Below are 18,908 nucleotides of genomic sequence, written 5' to 3'. Positions count from 1 at the left end.
CACCTTCCCATGCCTGCGACACAGGGAGGATCTCAATAAGCGACGTCGACGGCGATCCGGAGCGTGCGCGGGCGGAGCGGCGTGAGGAAGCCCTCATTCCCCTCAAGGAACGGCGTTCCGAGCGAAAAGCGATTGCCGCGCGAATCGAAGAGATTGGTGAGCGTCAGCGACAGGCCGCGTCGTTCGTTGCCAACGCGCATCGCAACCCCGGTATCGACATAGTCGCCCTGACTTTCGCCGAGTACCGGCCCGATACCGAGCCGCGACGGGCCGATATAATTGGCCCAGCCGTTCACGCGGAAATCCTCGTCACCGATGACGGTGGCGTAATTGACCGACCCGCGCACCGCATGGCTCGCGACATTGGGAATGCGTCCGAGGCGGCCCGGCGCGGCGTCGAACACCGGCAGGATCTGCGGCGCGAGATCGTCGACCCGGCTATGATTGTAAACCGCGCCGAGTTCGAAGGTGAGCGCAGCGGTCGGCCGCATCGCGACCGCCCCCGACAGGCTGGTAATGCGGCCATCGCCGATATTGGCGGTCGTCGGGAAGCCCGTGCTGTCGATGAAATCGGCCTGGATATTGCGCCAGCGGCTGTGCGAAATCGAAATGCTGGCGTCTAGCAGGCTCTGCCCCTTGTCGCTGAACCGCATGCCCGCTTCCCATGTGCGGACCTGGTCGTTGAGGAAACGCCGCACGAAATTGCCGTCGACCGCGAGCCCGCCAGGACGAAAACCTTCCTGATAGCGCGCATAGAGCCGGACATTGTGGAGCGGCGTCGCGAGCAGCGAGAAGGACGGCAGCAAATCGGTTTCTTTACGCGATGCGGTCGCCGCACGGTTGGCCTGCGCGAGGGCATAGGAGACGCCCTCGGCCGCGCCGCCCAGTTTGGCGTGCGACAGGCGAACGCCGCCCGATGCGATCAGGTCGGGCATCACCTCGACGGTCGCCTCGGCATAGCCGGTGAATTCGGTGATCTTGTTGGTCACGCCGGGCAGGGTCGCACGAAGCGGGCCATAGCCATATTCGCGGTCCTGCCGCGCGCGATTGTCGATAAAGCTGGCGCCGATCACCCAGCCGAGGCCGTCGCGATACGGGCGCGACAGGCGGTTTTCGCTGACGAACATGCGCGTCGCATTATGCTGGTCGAGCACGCGCGGAACATCGTTCAGCGGAATGACCTGGACCGGCGCGAACAGGCGCTCGACATCGACGCTTCCAACCGAAGGCGGCGCGGGAACGCCGCCGCTGGACATATCGGTCCCTTGCCGCGCTTCGGGCAGGCTGGCGTCGAAGCGTTCGAACAGCCGGTGATCGATATAGGCGTTGGACGACTGGAAATGCAGATCGTCCCAGTCCTTCATCACGACGACGGTGCCCATGCCATAGCGCGCGGTCGCATTCTGCTCGACCATTGAATTACGGGTGAGCGGCGCGCCATCCTTGTCGGCATATTGCGCGTCGTCGGAGGTGATCGCCTGATAGACGCCGCCCAGGTCGACCGTCCAGTCGTCACCCGCCTCGAACCGGAAAGTGCCGCGCCCGCCGCGGACATGCACGCGGTTGACGTCGTTCTGCCCGCGCAACGGATTGTCGATATAGCCGCCGTCGGTGAGCATATAGCCGACGAGGCGCAGCGCGTGCCCGTTGTCGCTGACCGGGATATTGGCGATCGCGGCGATATCCCCGCCGGGGTCGCCATGCTGGGTGATCGAGACGCCGGCAATCGCCTGCACCGTCATCTCGCGCGGGTCGGGGGCTTTCGGGATGACGCGGATGATCCCGCCGAGCGACCCGGCGCCATAGAGTGTGCCCTGCGGCCCTTCGAGGATTTCGACATTGTCGATGTCGTAGAGGCGCAGGTCCGGGTCGGGCGCGTTATAGCTGAGCCGGATATCGCCGAGATACTGGCCGACGGTCGATTGGGTCGGTCCGGTGAAACTTGAATCGGCTATCCCGCGAATGAACAGCTTGTTGCGCCCCGAACCCAGATGGGTCGAGGACACGGTCGCGGTCCGCGACAGGATCGAATCCATCCCGCGCTCGCCGCCAAACGCCAAATCGCCGCCATCCAATTTGGTGACGACGCCGGCGAAGTGCGAAAGGGGCAAGTCGGTCTTCGACGCGGTGACGATGATTTCGTCCTGCGCCGCCGCGACCGCATCTTGCGATGGCTCGCGTGCCCTTGGCTGCGGTGCGTGTCGCGGTGCCGGTGCCGCCCGCGCGACACGGGCGGGGGCAGGGCGACGCTCGATACGCCAGCTCGTCGCGCTGACCCTTACGGCGCGCGCGTCGGACCCCGCGAGCAGGCGGCGGATCGCTTCTTCGACGCTCATCCGCCCGCGCACCGGTTTGACGCGGCCCTGCCACAGTTTCGCATCGCCGACGCTGATGCTGACCCCGGCCTGCCGGCTGATGACGGGCAGCGCGGTCGACAGGCTGCCTTTGGGCACGTCGAACGCGCGTTCCTCCGCCGCCTGCGCCTGCGCGGGCAGGCACAGCGCTATCGCTGCTGCGGCGAGGGAAAGGCGCGGGTGCATGCTCAGCGGGTCAATATCCAGCCATCGCCCTGGCGCTCGGCCTTCGTTCCCGACAGCGCGGCAAGATCGGCGATCGTGCGGTTCCGGTTTTTGTCGATGATCAAGGCGCCGCGGAACGACAGATCGCTTGCCTCGGGCGCGATACGGACCTGCATCTCGGCGGTCCGCTTCAGATCCTCGGCCACGACGGCGAGCGGCGTGCCGTTGTAGACGAGCAGGCCGCTCCGCCAGCCGCCGATGCTGGCCACGTCGACATCCTGGACGACCGGGGGCTGACGGTCGCCATCGCGCGCTTCGATGCCCTTGCCGGCAACGAGGCGGACCTTGTCGCGGTCGGGATTGTAGAGGACGATGCCTTCCGACACTGCGACCGACGTTTGGCGGTCACGGCGCACGACATTGAACGCGGTTCCGAGGTCGACGATCTTTGCGCCGCCCGTTTCGACCACGAACGGATCATCGTCGCGGTGGACGACATGGAACATCGCCTCGCCCGATTCCAGCCGGGCAAAGCGCGGTCGCTCCTTGTCGATCTCGATCACCGAGGCACCGTTGACCTCGATCTTCGAGCCATCGGCCAGCTCTATGGTGCGATGCTCGCCGGCCTTGGTTTCGATCCGGCCTTCGGTTCCGAACAGGCCGAGGCCCGACAGGCTGATAGCGCCGACCAGTGCCGCGGCCATTGCCCCGCCAAACCAGGCGCGCCGCGACGGGCGGCGCGGCGCATCGGGCACAATCACGACCGATGGCTTGGGCGCCGCGGGCAGGGCGTCGAGATCGCGGTCCAGGCTCGCGACCGCGTCGTAGATCGCATTGTGCGCCGGATCCTCGGCAAGCCAGTCGGCAAAGCCGTCCCAGTCGTCGAAAGCGGGGTCGCGCTGGCGGATCAGCCAGTCGATGGCGCGCGCTTCGGCGTTTGTCGCGTCAGCTTGCATCGAACTGCCTCCGGATCACGGCGAGCGCCGCATAGACCTTGCGCAGATCGGCTTCGACGGTGCTCAGGCTGACCCCCATTTCACTGGCGATATCGCGTTGATTCTGGCCGTCGACGCGGAACCGGCGGAAGATGCGTGCCGGCCGCTCGCCGGTCGCGGTGATCGCCGTTTCGACGAGCGCGAGTTGTTCGCGCGAGATCAACGAGGTTTCGGTCGAGGGGCTTTGCGTCGCGGCGGCTTCACCCCATGCCTTGTCGCGCAGATCGCTCTGGCGCGCCGACCGATAGCGATCGAGCATCAAATTGTTCGCGGCGCGCATGATATAGGGCATTGGCTCGGCGACGGGCCCAGTCTTGCGGTCGGTCAACCGCATCCACAAATCCTGGAACAAATCCTCGGCGCCGTCGCCCGCGCCGCGCACTTCCAGAAAGCGGACGATACGATCCCGGTTGGCGAGCAATACGCCTTCGATGCCTTGGGCGGCGTCGGTTCGATCACGCGACTCGGTCATGGATTGCTTGCTTTGGAACGCCATCTTCTGTCGGTAAGCGCCGCTTCGCCCTGCGCCATACGTCCCCCTGATGACGCCGTCATATAGCGCCATTGCCCAGCCGCGCAACTGCGGCGGAAAGAGAGGAGCGGTGGCAAGTGCAAGCATCGGTTCGTTCATTCATTTCTCGAGGGTCAGGACCTACCATTTGCACGATCGAGGCGTCGAAATGGCGAAGATATCGGGTTCGGGTGGCCGCCGCGGGTAGCATCGCTACCCGCAAGGTCACGCGGACACGAGATCGAAGCCATTTCGGCGTCCCTTCGGGATTTGACCGATTTTGTCCATTGCGTCGTCGGCAAGTCTGGAAATATCGACATATTCCTGCGCCTTGCCTCCTCGCACCGAACAAAATCGCTTCAAACCTCGATCGCGCAATTGGTAGGTCCTGACCCTAGGCAAGGGGGAAGCGTGGGTAGGGGTTACGCTTCCCCCTTGCGGGCGGGGCCGGCCGGGGGGCTAGAGGCCGACCCGCAAGCTCGCACGGAAAGCCCAGCCGATATGGCTTTGCTGTTCTTCCGCGGACACTTCGCCAGCGACCTGGAAGGCCGAATTTCCGGCGATGCCACGGAAACGGCCGACCCAGCCGCTCGTGCGATCATCAGGAACAAGGGTGAAAGGCGTGCCGTTCTTGAACGACGCCGTCGTCGTGCCGAGGGTGCCGCTGACGATCTGGCGGCGGCCGCCTTCGAGTTCGAAACGCGTCCAGCCGTCATATTCGTCGGCACCGCCAAAATCGAGACCGATGGCGACAGTGCCCGACACGGCAAGCTCATCGCTATCACGGCTCAGCACCGTGAGATCGAGCGCGTCGCCGCCGCCGGTTTCCTGATAGCCGTCTTCCTTCAGCTTGAAGTAATCGACCGCGACCATCGGGCGGAAGCTCAGGCCGCCGACGCGCGTGTCGTAAGCGACCGAACCCGAGGCCGACCACAAAGTGCCGTCCCACTTGCCCTTCATCGTCTTTTCGATGTCATCGGCGCCGGCTTCAGCGCGGAAGATGCGCGTGCCCTTCAAGCTGATCGGCGCGCCCGAAACACGGGCGCTCGCCATAAAACCGTCCGAACGCAGGCGCCAGTGCAGCGCACCTTCGAACTGGCTGGTGCTGACTTCATTGGCGTTGCTGCCGTTGCCATCCTTACCGCTGAGGTAAGCGATCGAGCCGCCGAAGTTGCCCAAGTTGCTCTTGATTTCGGCGCCGCCCGAAATGCCCCAGCCGCTGACGTCATAGCTCGCGGTGTTGCCGACGCCTTTCGACGTGCCCCAGACGGCCTGGTTGACCCAATAACCCCATTTGCCCTCGTCCTGGAACGGTGCGTTGGGGTCCTGCAGGTAGCGCGACAGCGCGCGCGAGCCCGAGGTGACGGTTTCGAAGACGCCGCCTTCATGTTCGGGCAGCATCTGGCCAAGCTGGTTGTGGAACTGCTCGCCGTCGGTGATGCCGAGGAAGACGTCCTCGATCTTCTGGTCGGCTACCACCGCGTCGAGCACCGCGTCGAACGCGCTCGATTCCGAACGGTTGAGCCCGAGTTCGGTTGTGGTCTTGCGCGATACGTCGACGATCAGCTGGGTCGCGTTCGATGTCAGCGTGCCCTTGTAGAGGAAGGGCAGCAACGTCTGCGATGCGGTGAGGTTGCTCGCGCCGGTGAGCGTCCCCGCGGTCAGCACGATATGCTGGCCCTCGGCCTTTTCGAGGCTCGACAGCTTGAGCGCGAGCTTCGATTCAGCCCCGAAGCTGGCGTTGCCGCTGACCTGAAGGTTGGTGCCCGTGGTACCGGTATCGAGCATCACGCCAAGCGTGCCCTTGTCGGTGATCGCGAGCGACGAAATCGTCGCGGCGCCGCCGACGTCAAAGGTGCCGCCAGCGACCGAAACCGCCAGACCCTGCGAATTGGCGAGCGTGCCCGAGAAGATCGAGGTGCCGCCGATTGTCAGCGTATCGGCGCCGCCGCCAAAGTCCGCCAGGCCGGTGAACTTCGAAGTGCCGGCCAGCGTCATCGTGTCGCTGCCAGCGCCGAAGCGGGCGTTGCCGGCGTAGGTCGCGTCACCCGACAGCGCGAGTTTGTTGTTGCCGGCGCCGAAGAAGCCGTTCCCCTTTACCGAGCCATCGGCGATATCGAACACATCGTTGCCGCCACCGAAGCGGACGTCGCCAACGATGCTGGGGGCGGTGATGCCCGCAGCGACCGCGGTCTGCTTGACCGTCGCGCCGTTGTTGTTCGCCGACAGGTCGATCGCGATGTTGCGGTCGGAGGAGGCGAGGGCGCCGGTGGCGCTGATCGTGCCGCTGTTTTCGACCGTGCCGACCTTGCCCGACAGATCGAGGATGGCGCGCGCCGTGCCATTGTCGCCGCCCGTCTTGGCGGTGATCGAACCGCTGTTGCGGATCAGCGGGACGTCGCCGCCCGCCTCGATCAGCACCGCGGTTGCAACTGCACCCGCGGCATTGCCGCCGGTCGTCGCTTCGATCTTGCCCGCATTGCGAAGTTCGGGGGTGGTCGCACCGCTGCCGAAGCGGATTGCGGTTGCCGCCGTGTCTTTCGACAATGCCGTCACGCTGCCGGTGGCACCGATGCCGATGCCGCCCGCGATGGTGACCGCACCGCCGAGGCCGCCGATCTGCATGCCGTTGCCGTCCTTGCCGGCGTAGAGGCCGTTGCCGAGCACGGCGCCGTCGATGATGAGGCCAAGGCCGGTGCCCGTTCCGGCGACGGGGCCGATTGTGACGGCGCGGTCGGCTGACCCGATGCGGATCGCGGCGGCCGAACCGAAGGAGCGCACGACGGCGTTTCCTTCCTTGTCGTCGTCGATGCCGTCCTTGTCCTCGTCCTTGTCGTCGGGCTTCGTGTCCTTGGGCGCGGCGGCGAGGACGATGCCGCCGGTGACATTGCCTTCAATCGATAGCGCGTTGCCGCCGGTCAGCAGGTCATCGGCGTCGAGCTTCGAGGGATCGGCAGGCGGCGTCGTGAAGCGGTAGCCGGTGGCGGTCAGATTGCCCTGGACGACCAGTGCGCCGTTGATGTTGCCGGCGAGCCGCGCGCCGATCGCGTCGACGCCTTGCACGCTGATCGTGCCGGCAAGGCGGACGTTGCCCGTCACATCCTGCATCCCGACGCCGAGCGCGCGGTCGCCGATGACGCTGATAGTGCCGTCGTTGGTGAAATTTCCGGTCAGCGGCCCGCCGAGGCGGATGCCCGCCGAATTATTGCCCTCGATCGCGATCGCGCCCGAGTTGACGATATTGCCGGTAAAGGCGCCTGCGGTCGCGATGCCGACGCGGTTGCTGCCGATAGCGAACGCGCCGTCGATGTCGCCGTCATTGTCGATGTCGGTCGGCGCATAGGTTTCGCCGATGGTGATCTTGCCGCTCGCGCTGTTGGTGATTCCGCCCGACGTGCCGGCATTCGCGAGAATGCCCGTGGCGCCGTCGACGTTGCTGAACTCGATCGTGCCTTCGTTAACGACCTTGTGATTGCTGTCGATGGTGACTGCCGGGCCCGTGACGGTGGGCTTGATCGAACCCGCTGCGACGATCTTGATGTCGTCGGCGGCGCCCGATTTGATCGTCGATGTCCGCACCGGCGCCGTAGTGGCGGTGCTGATCGTCGTCTCGGCATAGGCGGCGGTCGAAATGAGGGTGGCCAGGCAGGTGGAGGCCAGCAAGGTTTTGCGCATCGGGTTCCTCTTGAGATCGGGGCCGGGATGTCTTCCCGGCGACAATCACAAGACGGAGCGGTGTCGGCGCAGCCTTGGAAAAAAATCACCTCAATCGCGCGCGGTCTAAGCGCGGCTAATTCCGTGCGGTCACAATCCACGCCGCGCCGTCGATCTGCACAGACGTCTCGCCAAGGCGTTTCACGAATGCCGCACGGACAGCTGCCGCTGATTTCGCGCGAATATCGTCGGATTGGTCGGCGAGCGCGCGCGATAGCGGACCCACCTGGAACGCCATGTCGAGTGCATCGTCGATCGCCTCTTCGCGCGTTGCGCCGCGACCATAGGAAATACTCGTGTCAAAGGGCGTGATGTCGATCGCGGTAAAGCCTGCTGCCGAGAGAATATCCGCGACCTTTTGCCGATCGCCAAAGGCGAAGGGTCCGGGGGCATTCGGATCGGCGGGCACCGGCTGCACGATGTCGCGGATCGCCGCCATCGGCAGCCGCACCCAGTCATTCTCCTGCGCCCCGCGCCAGCACACGAACGCCAGCCGTCCGCCGGGTTTCAGGGTCCGGCGCATATGGGTGAAGGCCGCAACGGGCTCGTCGAAGAACATCACGCCGAAGCGCGAGAAGAGAAGGTCGAACTTTCCTGCGGGCAGCGGGGCGGTCGCGGCATCGGCGCATCGAAATTCGACGGGCGCGCCAGCAGGGGCGGCGGCGCGGGCGATCTCGACGAGCTGTTCCGATATGTCGACGCCAAGGATGTGGCCGCCGGCTCCGACCTGCTCTGCAAGCGGAAAGGTCGAGGTGCCCGATCCGCAACCGATGTCGAGAACCTGTTCGCCGGGCCGCGCATCGGCCGCTGCGATCGCGGCATTGCCGAAGTCCTCGAGCATCACATCCAGCCGCGCCAGGTTCGCGGCCCAGCGTGTTCCGCTGTCGCCGTTCCAGTCATGCGTGGGGACGGTCTCGACATCGGACATGCGCTTGCTCCTTTATTGCGAATAATTCGCAACTACGCCAATCTCCGGCCGAGCGCAAGGCTCGTCCGAATAGCTATGCCCTGTTGCATCGCTCCCGGCCATGCGACATTCCACCGGCAGGACCGGCCGCGTGGGACCGGCAAGGGAGAGTCATGAGCGAACAGATCGTCACGGTGGACATCGGCGGCACGCACGCGCGCTTTGCGATTGCCGAGATCGAAGGCGGGCGCGTTCTGGCGCTCGGCGAGGCGACGACGCTCCATACAAAGGACCATGCAAGTTTCCAAACCGCCTGGCAGGATTTCGAACGTCAGCAGGGCGGAACTTTGCCGCGGGCGGTTGCGATAGCCATCGCGGGGCCGACACGCGGCGAGATCATCCGCTTCACGAACAACCCGTGGATCATCCGCCCGGCTTTGATCAACGAGAAGCTGGGCGTCGATCGATATGCGCTGGTGAATGATTTCGAGGCGGTCGGTCATGCCGTCGCGCAGGCCGACGACAGCTATTTCGAGCGGTTGACGGGTCCTGACGAGCAGCTTCCCGCGACCGGGACGATCACCATCATCGGCCCCGGCACCGGCCTTGGCGTTGCGCATGTCTGGCGCGACGGTGCCGACTATCGCGTCCAGGCGACCGAGGGTGGACATATCGACTTCGCGCCGCTGGACAGCATCGAGGATGCGATCCTCGCGCGGCTGCGCAAACGCCATCGGCGCGTGTCGATCGAACGCATCGTGTCGGGACCGGGAATCGTCGACATCTACGAAACGCTGGCGGCGCTTGAAGGGCGCGCGATCCCGCGGCTCGACGACAAGGCGATCTGGACCAATGCCCTGAGCGGCGAGGACAGCCTGGCGGCGGCGGCGGTCGATCGCTTCTGCCTGTCGCTCGGCAGCGTCGCGGGCGACCTTGCATTGGCGCAAGGTGCCGGTGGGGTGGTCGTTGCGGGCGGGCTGGGCTTGCGCATCCGCGACAGTCTGGTGCGTTCGGGTTTCCCCGAACGCTTTATCGAAAAGGGGCGTTTCGAAGGCTTTATGTCCGCGCTGCCGGTAAAGCTCATCACCCATCCACAGCCCGGCCTGTTTGGTGCCGCGGCGGCGTTCGCGCGCCAATACACCTGAATCCGCAAATACCGCTGGCATCGGGCGGCGAAAATCGGCAGCAATGGAACTTCGATTTCTGAAGGATTCCATCGCTCGTGTCCGCCCGTCCCGTCCTCGGCATCATCGCCTGTAACCGGCAGGTCGGCTCCGAATATGCGCAGGCGGTGATGAACCGTTATGCGAAGGCCGCGATGCGCCATGCCGACTGTGCCGCGCTGCTCATTCCGTCGCTTCCGGACTATATGCGCGCCGACGAGATCGTCGGTCGGCTCGACGGCGTTTTGCTCACCGGCTCGCCATCGAACGTCGAGCCGGCACGTTATGGTGAGGAAGATGCAGGGGAGGGGCCGTTCGATCCCGATCGCGATCGGATGATGCGCGATCTGGTCGAGGCGGTGATCGCGGCGCAGAGGCCGTTATTCGGCATTTGCCGCGGGTTCCAGGACATCAATGTCGCGCTTGGCGGCACGCTGCGCCGGGACACCGCGACGAACGGCGAACTGCTGCGCCACCATACCCCTGACGGGACATTGTTCGATGCGATGTTCGATCATCGGCATCATGTTGACCTCGTCGATGGCGGCATGCTGGCGTCGGCCTATCGGGCGGAATCGCTCGATGTGAATTCGGTCCATTATCAGGGCATCGGACGGCTCGCCGACGGCCTGTCGGTCGAGGCGCGCGCGCCCGACGGACTGGTCGAGGCTTTCAGCGCGCGGCCAAACGGCGCACCCTTGCTGGCAGTCCAGTGGCACCCCGAATGGGCGGTCGACGGCAATGAAGAGAGCCAGACCTATTTCCGCCTGCTCGGACAGGCGCTGCGGGGCGAGCTATGAACCGGCGCGTCACCCGTTACGATCGCTATCTCGCGCGGCTCTGCTTCTCTCCCTGACCTGGATTCCCCTCCCCAAAAGGGAGGGGTTAGGGGTGGGTGGCTCGCCAAAGGCGAGCGCTCTTCCCTTCGACGTTCTCGGCGCTTCGCGCCTACCCACCCCGACCCCTCCCTATGAGGGAGGGGAGATCAGGATCAGAAATATGCCCCGCAATCACGACATCGCCGAACTGCGCCGCCTCGACGTCGCGCACCATCTTCCAGCACAAGCCGACTGGGCCGAGATCGAAAAACTTGGCGGCAGCCGCATCATCACGCACGCCGAGGGCTGTTATATCCACGATGGCGACGGGCACCGCATCCTCGACGGGATGGCCGGCCTGTGGTGCGTCAACGTCGGCTATGGCCGCGAGGAGCTGGTCGAGGCGGCGGCGGCGCAGATGCGCGAGCTGCCCTTCTACAACACCTTCTTCAAGACCGCGACGCCGCCGACGGTGACGCTTGCCGCGAAGATCGCGAGCCTGACCGGCAATCGCCTGCCGCATATCTTCTTCAATGCCTCGGGCAGCGAGGCGAACGACACGGTGTTCCGCATGGTTCGCCATTATTGGAAGCTGAAGGGCGAACCCAAACGCACCGTCTTCATCAGCCGCTGGAACGCCTATCACGGCTCGACCGTCGCGGGCGTTTCGCTCGGGGGCATGAAGGCGATGCACGTGCAGGGCGACCTGCCGATCCCCGGCGTCGAGCATGTCCGCCAGCCCTATGCTTATGGCGAAGGGCAGGGGATGACCGAGGAGGAGTTCTGCGACGCGTGCGTCCAGGCGATCGAGGACAAGATCCTCGAGGTCGGCCCCGAAAATTGCGCCGCCTTCATCGGCGAACCCGTGCAGGGTGCCGGCGGCGTGATCATTCCCCCCAAGGGCTATTGGCCCAAGGTCGAGGCGGTGGCGCGCAAATATGGCCTGCTCGTCGTCGCCGACGAGGTGATCTGCGGGTTCGGGCGCACCGGCAAGATGTGGGGGCATGAGACGATGGGCTTCACCCCCGACCTGATGCCGATGGCGAAGGGGCTGTCGTCGGGTTACCTGCCGATTTCGGCGACCGCGGTCGCGGCGCATGTCGTCGAAGTGCTCAAGACCGGCGGCGATTTCGTCCACGGCTTCACCTATTCGGGCCATCCGGTCGCGGCCGCGGTCGCACTCAAGAATATCGAGATCATCGAGCGCGAAGGACTGGTCGAGCGCACCGGGAGCATCACCGGACCCCATCTTGCGAAGGCGCTCGCCACGTTGAACGATCATCCGCTCGTCGGTGAAGCGCGCTCGATCGGGCTGCTCGGGGCGGTCGAGATCGTCGCCGACAAGGAAACGCGCGCGCGTTTCGGTGGGGCCGAGGGGGCAGCGGGACCGATGGCGCGCGATGCGTGTATCGCGAACGGGCTGATGGTGCGCGGCATCCGCGACAGCCTGGTCATGTGCCCGCCGCTGATCATTTCGACCGAGCAGATCGACGAGATGGTTGCCATCATCCGCAAATCTCTCGATGAGGTGCTGCCGAAACTCCGCGCGCTCTAAACAGGAAAGACCAAGACCTTATGCCCTCCGGCCTTTTTGCCCTGCTCGACGATATTGCGACGATCGCCAAGGTCGCCGCCGCGAGCATCGACGATATCGGCGCCGCGGCGTCGAAGGCCGGGGTCAAGGCCGCGGGCGTGGTGGTCGACGATACCGCGGTCACGCCGCGTTACGTCACCGGCTTCACCCCCGACCGCGAACTGCCGATCATCTGGCGGATCACGAAGGGGTCGATCTTCAACAAGCTGGTGCTGATCCTGCCGGCGCTGCTGCTCTTGTCGACGTTTGTTCCATGGGCGATCACCCCGCTGCTCATGATCGGCGGCGCCTATCTTTGCTTCGAGGGCGCCGAAAAGGTGCTGCACTCGCTGCAGAAGGACAAGACGAGCCTTGCCGAAGACGCCGCGATCGTCGCCGATCAGGATCATGAAGAGGCGATGGTGAAGGGGGCGGTGCGCACCGACTTCATCCTGTCGGCCGAGATCATGGTGATTGCACTGAACGAAGTGCTCGACGAGCATTTCGCGATGCGCGCCGCGACGCTCGCGGTGGTTGCGATCGCGATCACCATCGCGGTTTACGGCGTCGTCGGGCTGATCGTGAAGATGGACGACATCGGCCTGCATATGGCGAAAGAGGGCAATGCAGCGCGGCGGTCGATCGGGCGCGGGCTGGTTGCTTTTATGCCGAAGCTGCTGGCGGCGCTCGCGCTGATCGGCACCGCGGCGATGCTGTGGGTCGGCGGCCAGATTTTCATTCACGGCCTCGACGAATATCACATCGGCAACATCGGGCATGGGCTCCACGATTTCGCGCATGCGGTGGCGGGGAACCTGCCGGGCGCGGGGGTTTGGGAATGGCTGATCAACGCGGGCGGTGCGGGCGTATTCGGGCTGCTGCTCGGCGGCGTGATCGTCGGCCTGCTGCACTTGTTGCCGGGCAAGAAGGCCCATTGACCTCGTCATCCCGGACTTGATCCGGGATCCATTGCGGCGCCGAAGTCATCGACCGCGGATCAAGTCCGGGGTGACGAAAGTGGAATCCGTTCCCGAACGAGCCTTAAAGCCACAAAAGCCCCGCATGGAGACACTGCATTTGTGTCCTTTGTGGTTTTAAGGCCGGGTAAGCCCCGTTTGGCAAAGCGAAATATGAACGGGTAGAAAGAGCCGAAGCGAGAGGCTCTCACACGACCGCAATGTAGGAAAGCTTCTTTTGCCGAGCGCGTCAGCCAAGCAACACCACCGGACTATCCGCGCGCCAGTGCATGCTCACCTTGTCGCCCCAGGTGAAATCCTCCTGGTCGTGGCGCGACAGGTTCGGGCGCGATACGCGCAGGCACGCACCCGATTCCAGCTCGATCTCGAACAGGGTGATGTCGCCGAGATAGCTCATCCCTTTGATCTTGCCGCGCGCAAAATTATAACCGTCGGGCGCGTCCTGCGCCGCGGCCTTGACCGCCTTGCCCTCGCCGGGAACGTGGAGGTAGATTTTCTCGGGGCGTAGCGCGATCCACACATCGGCGCCGTGCGGGCCGGTGACACCGTGGTTGAGATACACCTTGCCGAGCCCCGGGCAATCGACCGCGGCCTTGTCCGGATCGTCGAGGGTCAGCTTGCCCTCGAAGATGTTCACCGATCCGACGAAATCGGCGACGAAGCGGTTGGCGGGATATTCGTAGAGGTCCGACGGCGTCGCGAGTTGCGCGACCTCGCCCTTGTTAATCACCCCGATACGGCACGCCATAGAGAGCGCTTCGTCCTGATCGTGGGTGACGGTGACGAAGGTGATGCCGACCTTTTCCTGCAGATCGCTGAGTTCGAACTGCATCTGTGCACGCAGCTTGGCATCGAGCGCCGACAGCGGTTCGTCGAGCAGCAGCACTTTCGGCCGCATCACCAGGCTGCGCGCGAGTGCGACGCGCTGGCGCTGGCCACCCGACATCTGGTCGGGCATCCGCGTTTCGAACCCGCCGAGCTTGACCAGCTCGAGCGCCTCGGCGACGCGGTCCTTGATCTCGCCGCCCTTCACGCCCGCAATCTTCAGGCCATAGGCGACATTGTCGGCAACGCTCATGTGCGGGAACACGGCATAGCTCTGGAACACCATGTTCACCGGGCGCTTGTTCGGCGGGATGCCCGCCATATCATGCCCGTCGATCAATATCTTGCCCTCGGACGGCAGCTCGAACCCGGCGATCATCCGCAGCAGCGTCGTCTTGCCGCACCCCGACGGGCCAAGCAGCACAAAGAATTCGCCGGCATTGATGTCGAGGGTGACATTGTCGACCGCTGTCACCTTGCCAAAGCGTTTCGAGACGTTCTGGATCTGAATGATCGGGCGTGCGGTTTCGGTCATGGTCAGTGGGTTTCCGCAATGGCTTTCACGCCCTGAAGCTTGAGCGCGACGAAGGTCAGGGCGACGGTGAGGAGAATGAGCAGCGTCGAGGCGGCGTTGACCTCGGGCGTCACCGAGAAGCGGACCATCGAATAGACTTTCACCGGGAAGGTGATCGTGTCGGGGCCGCTGGTGAAATAGGTGATCACGAAATCGTCGAGGCTCAATGTGAAGGAGAGAAGCGCGCCGGCAACAAGCGCGGGTTTGATGTGCGGGATCAGCACGTCGCGGAACACCTGCCATTCGCTCGCGCCGAGATCCTTCGCCGCTTCCTCCTGCTCGCGGTTGAAGGTCGCGAGCCGCGAGCGCACGACCATCGTCACGAAGGGGAAGCAGAAGGTGATGTGCGCGATGGTGATCGCGCCGAGGTTGAACGGCCAGATGAGGTCGGTTGGCCAGTTCACCGCGGCGAAAAACATCAGGAAGGCGACGCCGAGGCATATTTCGGGGACGATGATCGGCAGCGAGATCGTGCCGTCGATCGCGCTTTTGAGCGGGAAGCGGAAGCGCCACAGCATCACCGCGGCGACCGCGCCGAGAACGAGACTGACGATCGTTGCGAGCGCCGCGATGGTCAGCGAGTTGAGCAAAGCCTCGACGAGCTGGTCATTGCCCATTGCTTTCTCGTAATATTTGGTCGTGAAACCGCGCCACACGACGTTGCGCTTGCTGTCGTTGAAGCTGAAGATCACCAGCACGACGAGCGGCGCGTAGAGGAAGACCATCACCGCGCCGACCCAGAGACGCATCCACAAGGTACGGCTATATTCGAGCGGCGCTACGGGCGTGCGGGCGAAGAGCGCCATCAGCGAACCTCGGGCACTTTTTTGCGCATCGACTGGATCGCGATCAGCGCGAACATCGCATAGATGAGCAGGAAGGAGAGGGCGGCGCCGAACGGCCAGTCGTTCGCTTTCTTGAACTGGCGTTCGATGACGTTGGCGATCATCTGGCTGTCGGTTCCGCCCATCAGATCGGGGGTGAGATACGCGCCGAGCGCGGGGATCAGCGTGATCATCACCCCCGCGACGATGCCCGGCGCGGCGAGCGGCACGACGATGCGCATGATCGTGCGGAAATGCCCGGCACCGAGATCGAGGCTCGCCTCGATCAGGCTGCGGTCAAGCCGGTCGAGCGCGGCGTAGAGCGGCAGGACCATGAAGGGCAGATGGACGTACACAAGCCCGAAGACGACCGCGAAATTGTTGAAGAGCAGCTGCACCGGCTCCCATGTCGGGAGCGGCTGCAGCCCGACGAGCGTCTTGATCCAGCTCGTCCCTTCCCACAGCGCGCCGAGCCCCTTGTTCGCGAACCCCTGCGTCCCGAGGAGCATCATGAGCGCGTAAGTGCGGATGAGGAGGTTCGTCCAGAAGGGCAGCATGATGCCGAGCAGCAGCCAGGGCCGCCATTTTTCGCTGGCGAAAGTGATCGCCATCGCAACGGGAAAGCCGATGATCAGGCAGATTAGGGTGACGAGCGCCGCAACCGCGAAGCTCTTGCCGAAAATGGTCAGGTACAGCCATTCGGTCGCGCGCTTGTAATTGTCGAGCGTCCCCGAAATGTCGATTTCGGTCAGCCCCTTATTCTCGCCAAAGCTGTAGAGCCAGACGATCGCCATGGGCACGAGGAAGAAGAGGATGATCCAGAACAGCGTCGGCAGCGATACCGCCGCAAAGACTCTTTTGTTCGTTTTCCAGTCCTGTTCGGCCACCCCCCGATGCCTCCTTCAGGCCATCAGGCCGCCCGGACCCGTGTGAAGGCTTCCTCGTAAAGCGGCTGCAGTTCCGGATTGAACCGAGCATATTCGCATTTCGCCAGCGCCTCGGCGGGCGGGAAGATCACCGGATTGTTCTTGTAGCTGTCGGGCATCAGCTTCTTCGCGGCGGCATTAGGTGTCGGGTAGAGGATCGTCTCGGTGATTTCCTTGTCGACATTGGCGTCGAGAATATAGTTGATGAAGGCGTGCGCATTCTTCGGATGCGGCGCCCCCTTCGGGATGCACAGATTGTCCGAATTGAGCTGGCTGCCTTCTTTCGGGATGACGAAATCGATATCCTTGTCCTCGAGCATCGCCTGCGCGATGTCGCCATTATATTCGAGCACGACGTCGACATCGCCCTTGAGCAGCAAATCCTGCCCGTCGTCCTCGTGGAATTTCTTCACATTGGGCTTTTGCTTGATCATCATCTTTTCGATCGTCGCAATGTCCGCCGGGGTCAGCGCATTGACCGATTTGCCGAGATATTTGCCGTAAAGGCGGAACATGTCGCCGGCTTCCGACAGCCAGGCGATGCGGCCCGCATATTCGGGGCTGTCGAACAGGACCTTCCAGCTGTCGGGCTTTGCCGACACTTTCGATTTGCGATAGCCGATGCCGAGCGCGAGCCAGGTGTAGGGCATCGAAAATTTGCGCTGCAGGTCATATTCGACGTTGATGTAGGCTGGATCGATATTCTTCTTGTTCGGGATTTGCGCATGGTCGAGCGGCAGCAGCATGCCCGCCTTGCTCATCCGCTCGACAAAGTCGTTCGACGGCACGATCACGTCATAGCCGGGATTGCCCGCCTTGAATTTCGCGAACAGCACGTCGTTGCTGTCGAACAGGTCCATCGTGACGTCGACGCCGGTCGCTTCCTTGAAATTGTCGAGCGTATTCTCGCCGATATAGGTGTCCCAGTTGTAGAAGTTGAGCTTGGCTTCCTCGCCGTTCGAGAGCTTCTTGCCGCCCTCCTTGCTGCACGCCGCCAGGCCGCCGAAGCTGATGCCGATTGCCGCGACCCCCATCGCTTGCAGAAGCGAGCGGCGCCCGCGGGTTTGCTTGATCAGTTCGAACGGGTCCATGTCGCAGCCTCCCTGTATGTGACGTCAAGCTGACTCAATAAGGTCGGCTTGGGAAGAGCTTTTTTGCGCTGCACCAAGTTTCTTTGAAACTTTCATGCGTTGCGCAGATACCAATCGTAATCGAGTGTCGGGACGACGCTGAAATAGCGATCCTGCTCGACGCGCTTCACGATGCTGAACATGTCGACGAAGCGCGCACCCAGATAGTCGCGCATCAGGGTCGATGCATGGAAGCGGTCGACCGCGGCGAACCAGTTCGACGGCGGCTTGTCATCGCCGCTGTTGTCGCGGTCATAGCCGTTGCCGACGACCGCCGCGCCGGGATCGATCTTGTTCGTCATGCCGTGATGCATGCCCGCAAGAACCGCCGCGACCGCCAGATAGGGGTTCGCGTCGGCGCCGCATGCGCGGTGCTCGACATGGCGGCTCGGCGGCGGGCCGGCGGGGATACGGAAGGACACGGTGCGGTTGTTGACGCCCCAGGTGGGCGCGACGGGGGCATAGCTGTTCGCCTTGAAGCGGCGATAGCTGTTTGCGTGCGGCGCGAAGAGCGCAAAAGCGTCGCCGACGGTGCCGATCATCCCGCCGATCGCGTGGCGCAGCGCGGGCGTGCCTTCGGGATCGTCGCTGGCAAAGATGTTGGTATCGCTGCCGTCGTTGACCGACACATGGATATGCATCCCGCTGCCCGCCTGCTCGGCGAAGGGCTTGGCCATGAAGGTCGCCTCGAGGCCCTGTTGCTGCGCGATCGCCTTGACGAGACGCTTGTACATGATCGCATCGTCGCAGGCGCGCAGCGCGTCGGGCTTATGGCGCAATGTCAGTTCGAACTGGCCGGGCGCGAATTCCGAGATCGCGCTTTCAAGCGGCAAGCCCTGAACGTCGGTCGCGGCGTAAAGCGCGTCGAAGAAGGGGCGGAAGTCGTCGAGTTCGCGCAGGCCATAGACCTCGACATTGCGCGGGGTGTCGCGGCTGTAGCCGGGCCGCGCGGGGCGGACCCTGCCATCGCGGGCACGGCGCGGGTCGACGAGATAGAATTCGAGTTCGACCGCGAGCACAGGGACCAGCCCGTCGGCGGTGAAGGCGTCGATCACGCCGCCAAGCACATGGCGTGGATCGAGGTCGTGCGGGGTGCCGTCGAGCTCGTAGAAATCGACGAGGAACTGCGCGGCATGGTCGCCGCCCCATGGGGTGCGGACGAGGGTGCCGGGGATCGGCTTCATGGAACGATCGGCGTCGCCATCCTCCCACACAAGGCCGGTTTCGACGGTATCCTGCCCGGTGATGTCGACGACGGTGATGGAGCCGGGGAACATGCGGCCGCTTTCGTAGACGGCAAGCACCTCATGCTGGCGCAGTCGCTTGCCGCGCGGCACGCCGCCAAAGTCGGTGTAGATCATCTCGATCGAATCGACGTCGGGATTGGCCTTGAAAAAGGCCTCGGCCTCCGAACGCGGCGCGATCACGCCCGATGACTTCGACATCGCCCCA

14 protein-coding genes are annotated in these 18,908 nt (G+C 64.1%); 4 read left to right on the top strand and 10 right to left on the bottom strand.

Annotation, left to right across the window (positions count from 1 at the left end; all coding sequences use genetic code 11):
- Nucleotides 1–32: 32 nt before the first annotated feature.
- The 5 genes from J2X38_RS10435 to J2X38_RS10415 form a co-directional block, all read right to left on the bottom strand.
- Entirely contained in the window at nucleotides 33–2,540 is a 2,508-nt protein-coding gene (locus J2X38_RS10435) for a TonB-dependent receptor (RefSeq protein ID WP_310253795.1), read from the bottom strand.
- A gap of 2 nt (nucleotides 2,541–2,542) precedes the next feature.
- A complete protein-coding gene (locus tag J2X38_RS10430; protein WP_310253792.1) occupies nucleotides 2,543–3,475 on the bottom strand; it encodes a FecR domain-containing protein in 933 nt (310 codons plus the stop codon).
- The gene (locus tag J2X38_RS10425) at nucleotides 3,465–3,986 is read right to left on the bottom strand and encodes a sigma-70 family RNA polymerase sigma factor (protein ID WP_310253790.1); all 522 of its coding nucleotides are present in this window, start codon (nucleotides 3,984–3,986) and stop codon (nucleotides 3,465–3,467) included. The genes J2X38_RS10430 and J2X38_RS10425 overlap by 11 nt, the downstream gene beginning before the upstream one ends.
- 498 nt (nucleotides 3,987–4,484) lie before the next feature.
- Complete coding sequence (locus tag J2X38_RS10420; protein ID WP_310253788.1) at nucleotides 4,485–7,700, bottom strand: autotransporter domain-containing protein; 3,216 nt, start codon at nucleotides 7,698–7,700, stop codon at nucleotides 4,485–4,487.
- 115 nt (nucleotides 7,701–7,815) lie between these two features.
- Nucleotides 7,816–8,667: a class I SAM-dependent methyltransferase gene (locus tag J2X38_RS10415; RefSeq protein WP_310253786.1), complete on the bottom strand. Its 852-nt coding sequence runs from the start codon at nucleotides 8,665–8,667 to the stop codon at nucleotides 7,816–7,818.
- 152 nt (nucleotides 8,668–8,819) lie between these two features.
- Here J2X38_RS10415 and glk point away from each other — a divergent pair, with 152 nt between their 5' ends.
- The 4 genes from glk to J2X38_RS10395 all read left to right on the top strand — a co-directional run bounded on the left by glk (nucleotide 8,820) and on the right by J2X38_RS10395 (nucleotide 13,138).
- Nucleotides 8,820–9,791 carry a glucokinase gene (gene glk, locus J2X38_RS10410; RefSeq protein WP_058538431.1) on the top strand — a complete coding sequence of 324 codons (972 nt, stop codon included), beginning with the start codon at nucleotides 8,820–8,822 and terminating at the stop codon, nucleotides 9,789–9,791.
- 77 nt (nucleotides 9,792–9,868) lie between these two features.
- The gene (locus J2X38_RS10405; protein WP_058538432.1) at nucleotides 9,869–10,609 is read left to right on the top strand and encodes a gamma-glutamyl-gamma-aminobutyrate hydrolase family protein; all 741 of its coding nucleotides are present in this window, start codon (nucleotides 9,869–9,871) and stop codon (nucleotides 10,607–10,609) included.
- A 199-nt stretch (nucleotides 10,610–10,808) separates the two neighbouring features.
- Nucleotides 10,809–12,182 carry an aspartate aminotransferase family protein gene (locus J2X38_RS10400; protein ID WP_310253783.1) on the top strand — a complete coding sequence of 458 codons (1,374 nt, stop codon included), beginning with the start codon at nucleotides 10,809–10,811 and terminating at the stop codon, nucleotides 12,180–12,182.
- Between the two features lie 20 nt (nucleotides 12,183–12,202).
- A complete protein-coding gene (locus tag J2X38_RS10395) occupies nucleotides 12,203–13,138 on the top strand; it encodes a DUF808 domain-containing protein (RefSeq protein ID WP_058538434.1) in 936 nt (311 codons plus the stop codon).
- A 268-nt stretch (nucleotides 13,139–13,406) separates the two neighbouring features.
- On the opposite strand, the gene J2X38_RS10390 is transcribed toward J2X38_RS10395, so the two are convergent.
- The 5 genes from J2X38_RS10390 to J2X38_RS10370 all read right to left on the bottom strand — a co-directional run bounded on the left by J2X38_RS10390 (nucleotide 13,407) and on the right by J2X38_RS10370 (nucleotide 18,901).
- On the bottom strand, nucleotides 13,407–14,537 hold the full coding sequence (locus tag J2X38_RS10390) for an ABC transporter ATP-binding protein (protein WP_058538435.1): 1,131 nt from the start codon (nucleotides 14,535–14,537) through the stop codon (nucleotides 13,407–13,409).
- Nucleotides 14,538–14,539: 2 nt separating this feature from the next.
- Nucleotides 14,540–15,382, bottom strand: coding sequence for an ABC transporter permease (locus tag J2X38_RS10385; protein ID WP_310253779.1), 843 nt, complete (start codon nucleotides 15,380–15,382; stop codon nucleotides 14,540–14,542).
- Entirely contained in the window at nucleotides 15,382–16,287 is a 906-nt protein-coding gene (locus J2X38_RS10380; RefSeq protein WP_310253777.1) for an ABC transporter permease, read from the bottom strand. The genes J2X38_RS10385 and J2X38_RS10380 overlap by 1 nt, the downstream gene beginning before the upstream one ends.
- Before the next feature lie 23 nt (nucleotides 16,288–16,310).
- Nucleotides 16,311–17,417 carry a PotD/PotF family extracellular solute-binding protein gene (locus J2X38_RS10375; RefSeq protein ID WP_058538438.1) on the bottom strand — a complete coding sequence of 369 codons (1,107 nt, stop codon included), beginning with the start codon at nucleotides 17,415–17,417 and terminating at the stop codon, nucleotides 16,311–16,313.
- Between the two features lie 92 nt (nucleotides 17,418–17,509).
- The gene (locus J2X38_RS10370; protein WP_310253775.1) at nucleotides 17,510–18,901 is read right to left on the bottom strand and encodes a glutamine synthetase family protein; all 1,392 of its coding nucleotides are present in this window, start codon (nucleotides 18,899–18,901) and stop codon (nucleotides 17,510–17,512) included.
- Nucleotides 18,902–18,908 lie beyond the last annotated feature (7 nt).

It is taken from the genome of Sphingopyxis sp. BE235 (assembly GCF_031457175.1).
GTDB lineage: Bacteria > Pseudomonadota > Alphaproteobacteria > Sphingomonadales > Sphingomonadaceae > Sphingopyxis.
Note: the sequence above shows the minus strand (reverse complement) of the source record. Positions and strands in the feature narration are given on the sequence as shown.

Bases quoted from the DNA above. Each gene is read 5' to 3' on its own strand.
- J2X38_RS10375 (WP_058538438.1), bottom strand. From the start codon at position 17,417: ATGGACCCGTTCGAACTGATCAAGCAAACCCGCGGGCGCCGCTCGCTT.
- J2X38_RS10435 (WP_310253795.1), bottom strand. From the start codon at position 2,540: ATGCACCCGCGCCTTTCCCTCGCCGCAGCAGCGATAGCGCTGTGCCTG.
- J2X38_RS10390 (WP_058538435.1), bottom strand. From the start codon at position 14,537: ATGACCGAAACCGCACGCCCGATCATTCAGATCCAGAACGTCTCGAAA.
- J2X38_RS10415 (WP_310253786.1), bottom strand. From the start codon at position 8,667: ATGTCCGATGTCGAGACCGTCCCCACGCATGACTGGAACGGCGACAGC.
- glk (WP_058538431.1), top strand. From the start codon at position 8,820: ATGAGCGAACAGATCGTCACGGTGGACATCGGCGGCACGCACGCGCGC.
- J2X38_RS10425 (WP_310253790.1), bottom strand. From the start codon at position 3,986: ATGACCGAGTCGCGTGATCGAACCGACGCCGCCCAAGGCATCGAAGGC.
- J2X38_RS10430 (WP_310253792.1), bottom strand. From the start codon at position 3,475: ATGCAAGCTGACGCGACAAACGCCGAAGCGCGCGCCATCGACTGGCTG.
- J2X38_RS10370 (WP_310253775.1), bottom strand. From the start codon at position 18,901: ATGTCGAAGTCATCGGGCGTGATCGCGCCGCGTTCGGAGGCCGAGGCC.
- J2X38_RS10400 (WP_310253783.1), top strand. From the start codon at position 10,809: ATGCCCCGCAATCACGACATCGCCGAACTGCGCCGCCTCGACGTCGCG.
- J2X38_RS10420 (WP_310253788.1), bottom strand. From the start codon at position 7,700: ATGCGCAAAACCTTGCTGGCCTCCACCTGCCTGGCCACCCTCATTTCG.
- J2X38_RS10385 (WP_310253779.1), bottom strand. From the start codon at position 15,382: ATGGCGCTCTTCGCCCGCACGCCCGTAGCGCCGCTCGAATATAGCCGT.
- J2X38_RS10395 (WP_058538434.1), top strand. From the start codon at position 12,203: ATGCCCTCCGGCCTTTTTGCCCTGCTCGACGATATTGCGACGATCGCC.